This window comes from Arthrobacter sp. Y3221157, from assembly GCF_059089865.1.
The window spans coordinates 1-4,146 of the sequence record NZ_JBNHFD010000151.1; the positions used below are offsets into that span (position 1 = coordinate 1).

General features: G+C 66.0%; 4 protein-coding genes, 1 tRNA gene and 1 pseudogene. 1 reads left to right on the forward strand and 5 read right to left on the reverse strand.

The window, feature by feature from the left end:
* From AC5RTT_RS19885 to AC5RTT_RS19895, 3 genes and pseudogenes are all read right to left on the reverse strand, one after another.
* A pseudogene (locus AC5RTT_RS19885) lies at positions 1 to 182 on the reverse strand (transcription termination/antitermination protein NusG); the annotation flags it as partial.
* Positions 183 to 296: 114 nt separating this feature from the next.
* Complete coding sequence (gene secE, locus AC5RTT_RS19890) at positions 297 to 581, reverse strand: preprotein translocase subunit SecE (RefSeq protein ID WP_494008940.1); 285 nt, start codon at positions 579 to 581, stop codon at positions 297 to 299.
* 83 nt (positions 582 to 664) lie between these two features.
* Positions 665 to 737, reverse strand: a tRNA-Trp gene (locus AC5RTT_RS19895).
* Positions 738 to 1,013: 276 nt separating this feature from the next.
* On the opposite strand from AC5RTT_RS19895, the gene AC5RTT_RS19900 reads away from it, so the two are divergent.
* Positions 1,014 to 2,231, forward strand: a complete 1,218-nt coding sequence (locus AC5RTT_RS19900) for a pyridoxal phosphate-dependent aminotransferase (protein ID WP_494123305.1) — start codon at positions 1,014 to 1,016, stop codon at positions 2,229 to 2,231.
* Between the two features lie 161 nt (positions 2,232 to 2,392).
* Here AC5RTT_RS19900 and AC5RTT_RS19905 read toward each other — a convergent pair whose 3' ends face one another.
* Positions 2,393 to 3,073, reverse strand: a complete 681-nt coding sequence (locus AC5RTT_RS19905) for a LuxR C-terminal-related transcriptional regulator (protein WP_494008942.1) — start codon at positions 3,071 to 3,073, stop codon at positions 2,393 to 2,395.
* Positions 3,070 to 4,146, reverse strand: a 1,077-nt coding sequence (locus AC5RTT_RS19910; RefSeq protein WP_494146611.1) for a sensor histidine kinase, incomplete at its 5' end; no start/stop codon positions are given. The genes AC5RTT_RS19910 and AC5RTT_RS19905, both read right to left, overlap by 4 nt.

Here is a 4,146-nt window from a genome sequence, read left to right on the forward strand (position 1 = left end):
GCAGCGAGGGCGTCGGCGGGCTCGTCGTCGCCCTCCCCGCCTTCGGTCTCGGCAACGTCGGAGCCGGCGGCGTCGGATTCGGGCGCGGCGGACTCAACCTCAGACTCGTCACCGGCTTCTGCCGTGATGTCCGCGGACTCTTCCAGCTCAGTCTCGGTTACCCCGAGCTCCTGCTCAGACACTTGGTCTCCTGCTTCCTCATTGCCTAACATGCCTATTTAAATGGGTCAATTCCGCACGCCGCTGTTTCCTTCCAGTTATCCGGAAGGAACACGCGGCCTGCGGACCCTGCAGCCTTAGCTGTCCGTGGAGCCGGTACCGCCGAAGAGCCAGCCCATAGCGGATCCGAACCCGATATCCAGCAGGCTGACAATGACCATCATGATGGCCACGAACACCAGCACCACGAGCGTGTAATTGATCAGTTCCTTGCGGGTCGGTGCAACAACCTTCTTCAGTTCGCCGATGATCTGGCGGACGAAGAGCGCAATACGGGCGAAGAAGTTTGCCTTGGCGTCCTTCTTAGCTGGGCGGCCCTTGGAGCTGCTGGCAGCTGTTTCGGTCACCTGGTCCTCGCTCATCTTTGCAATGCTGGATTACCCGGCCCTGATCAGAACCATGGTTGCTGCGCTTGCCCCGGGATTTTGCCCCGGGGCAGCTTGCGCAGGGCAGACAGGACTCGAACCTGCAACCTGCGGTTTTGGAGACCGCTGCGCTACCAATTGCGCCACTACCCTATGGAGTGAATTTCACCCTCCGACGACGATCCGCCAGCTTGAACTGGGGCGCACGCCATCATCCGTGTTTTCAACACCGGTGAACCAGTCTACGCAACATCTGCACGTTCGTAAAACCAGCCCGTTCCGGCCCATCAGCGCCGCGTCCTGGGATCGGCTGCCGGGGCAGTCACAATTCAAAACGGGCCACCCGAAGGGTCCGGTGAACAGCATAGAGTAGAACTCGTCGAATCCCACATTCCAGCCTCACGGCTGCAAGCGAAGAACGGACCTGCCATGTCTGCCGCCCGCGTTTCCCAGCGCATTTCCGCTATTGCCGAATCCGCAACCCTTGCCGTTGATGCCAAGGCGAAGGCGCTCAAGGCAGCTGGCCGGCCGGTGATTGGCTTCGGGGCGGGCGAACCCGACTTCCCCACCCCGGATTACATCGTGCAGGCAGCCATCGACGCCGCAACCCAGCCGAAGTACCACCGTTACTCCCCTGCCGGCGGGCTGCCCGAGCTGAAGAAGGCCATTGCCGAGAAGACGCTCCGCGACTCGGGCTACGCCGTCGACCCGTCCCAGGTGCTGGTCACCAACGGCGGCAAGCAGGCGGTCTACAACACCTTCGCCACGCTGGTCGATCCGGGTGACGAGGTCATCGTCCCCACCCCCTTCTGGACCACCTACCCGGAGGCCATTCGGCTGGCCGGCGGCGTTCCGGTGGAGGTTTTTGCCGGGCCGGAGCAGGACTACCTGGTGACCGTTGAGCAGCTCGAAGCCGCCGTCACGGACCGGACCAAGATCCTGCTGTTCGTCTCGCCGTCGAACCCCACTGGTTCGGTCTACTCCCCGGAACAGGTGGCTGAGATCGGCAAGTGGGCCGCCGCGAAGGGCCTCTGGGTCGTCACCGACGAGATCTACGAGCACCTGACGTACGACGGTGTCCCCTTCACCTCCATCGCCACCGCCGCTCCCGAGCTGGGCGACAAGGTTGTCATCCTCAACGGTGTGGCCAAGACCTACGCCATGACCGGCTGGCGCGTGGGCTGGATGATCGGCCCGGCCGACGTCATCAAGGCAGCCACCAACCTGCAGTCGCACGCCACCTCCAACGTGTCCAACATTCCGCAGGTCGCGGCCCTCGCCGCGGTCTCGGGGCCGCTGACCGCCGTGGACGAGATGAAGGTCGCGTTTGACCGCCGCCGGAAGGCCATCGTCGCCGGCCTGAATGCGATCGCGGGCGTGGAATGCCCGACGCCGAAGGGTGCCTTCTACGTCTACGCGGACGTGCGTGCACTGCTGGGCAAGGAATTCCCGACGGCGTCCGGCACCGCCACGCCGCAGACCTCCGCAGAACTGGCTTCGCTGATCCTGGATGAGGTGGAGGTGGCCGTGGTGCCCGGCGAGGCCTTCGGGCCCTCCGGCTACCTGCGCCTGTCCTACGCCCTGGGTGACGAGGACCTGGCCACCGGCGTGCAGCGCCTGCAGGACTTCCTCGGCAAAGCCCAGTAGGACGCTCTCTCACCTTTCGCAGGAATTCCCCACACGCTCTTTCACCCGGTGAGAGAGCGTGTGTGCTTAAGCGGCAAAAGCTGAGAGAGCGTTCGGGTTTTTAGCGCAGGATCTGAGAGCGCGTTCGGGGTTTTAGCGCAGGAGCTGAGAGAGCGTCACGGTTAGAGGAGGCGGCGTTCGGCGGCCCATTTGGTGAGCTCATGCCGGCTGGAAAGCTGCAGCTTCCGCAGCACCGCCGAGACATGGGTTTCCACCGTTTTGATGCTGATGAACAGCTCCTTGGCCACTTCCTTATAGCTGTAGCCGCGGGCAATCAGGCGCATGACTTCCAGTTCCCGGGCCGAGAGCTTGTCCAGTTCGTCGTCGGCGATCTCGGCAGGGGCGGTGCCGAACGCGTCCAGGACAAACCCCGCCAGCCGGGGCGAGAACACGGCGTCGCCGCCGGCCACGCGGAACACCGCATCAGTAATTTCGGCGCCGGAAATGGTCTTGGTGACGTACCCGCGGGCGCCGGCGCGGATCACGGCCACCACGTCCTCGGCGGCGTCGGAGACGCTGAGGGCCAGGAACCGGGTGGAACCCAGCAGCGGGGCGGAACCGGCGATCACCTCGCGTCCGCCGCCGCCCAGCCCGCCGGGCAGGTGCACATCCAGCAGCACCACGTCCGGGCGCTGCTCCGCGATCACAGCAATGGCCTGCTCCACGGTGGCTGCTTCGCCCACCACCTGGATGCTGGCGTCAAGGTCAGCCTTCAGCCCGGACCGGAAGATCGCGTGGTCGTCCACGATGACCACGCGGACGGAGTTCGCCGGACGGGAGGCCGCCCCCTGGCTGGTGTTCATGAGTTTCCTTCCGAGTTGTCCGCGCCTGCCGCCGTCTGCAGCCGCAAACGCACTTCCGTGCCGGTGCCGGTGCTGAGGATGGTCGCGGTGCCGCCGTGCCGTTTCATCCTGCCGATGATAGATTCCCGCACACCCAGCCGGTCCTCGGGAACATCCGAGAGTTCAAAGCCGGGGCCCCGGTCCTTGATGAAGACCTCCGCCTGCCCGTTGGAGGCCTCGAGGTAGACGGATACCGTGCCGCCGCCGTGCCGGGAGGCGTTGAGCATCGCCTCACGGCTGGCCTGGACCAGGGCTTCGTGCGCCTCCGTCATCGAGGTGTCCCCCACGGTGACAACCTCGACGGCGTTGCCCAGCAGGTCCTCCACTTCCGCGGCGACTGCCTTGATCCGGTCCGACAGCTGCCCCGCTTCCCGCCCGGGGTCCTGGAACAGCCAGCCGCGAAGTTCACGCTCCTGCGCACGGGCCAGCCGGACGACGTCGTGCTCGTTGCCGGCCCGGCGCTGGATGAGGGCCAGCGTCTGCAGGACGGAATCATGGAGGTGCGCAGCAATCTCGGCCCGTTCCATTTCACGGATCCTGCCGGCCCGCTCGGCCTCCAGGTCCCGCCAGAACTTGAGCGCCCACGGCAGCAGGACCAGCACCACGCCGCCGAGCACAGCCACCGAGGCCAACAGCGCAAGCCAGGTCTGCTCCCAGGAACCGGAGCCGGAGACCATCACCAGCACACCTGCCACCACCAGGGCAAGGCCTGCGGCCAGGCGCGCCCAGCCGCCGGCCTGGTCGGCCTTCGTCTTGTCCACAAGGCCGGCGCGCCGTGTCTCATCCAGCTGAATCCATGCAATAGAGGCGCCGCCCAGGACCGCCGCTGCCGGGATCAGCGTTCCGAGCGGAACGTCCACCCCCAGCAGCTGCGCGATCATGATGCCGGCCACCAGCAGCAGGCCGGAGCCCAGCAGGATTTCCTTGCCGTACTTCATGGTGCCGAAGCGGAACCATGGCGGGGGCTGGACGGGGCCGGAGGCTCCGCTGCCGCGGCCGCCGCCGTCGAACGGTGTTGCAGCCCTGGCGGCAGC

Bases quoted from the DNA above. Each gene is read 5' to 3' on its own strand.
- secE (WP_494008940.1), bottom strand. From the start codon at position 581: ATGAGCGAGGACCAGGTGACCGAAACAGCTGCCAGCAGCTCCAAGGGC.
- AC5RTT_RS19900 (WP_494123305.1), top strand. From the start codon at position 1,014: ATGTCTGCCGCCCGCGTTTCCCAGCGCATTTCCGCTATTGCCGAATCC.
- AC5RTT_RS19905 (WP_494008942.1), bottom strand. From the start codon at position 3,073: ATGAACACCAGCCAGGGGGCGGCCTCCCGTCCGGCGAACTCCGTCCGC.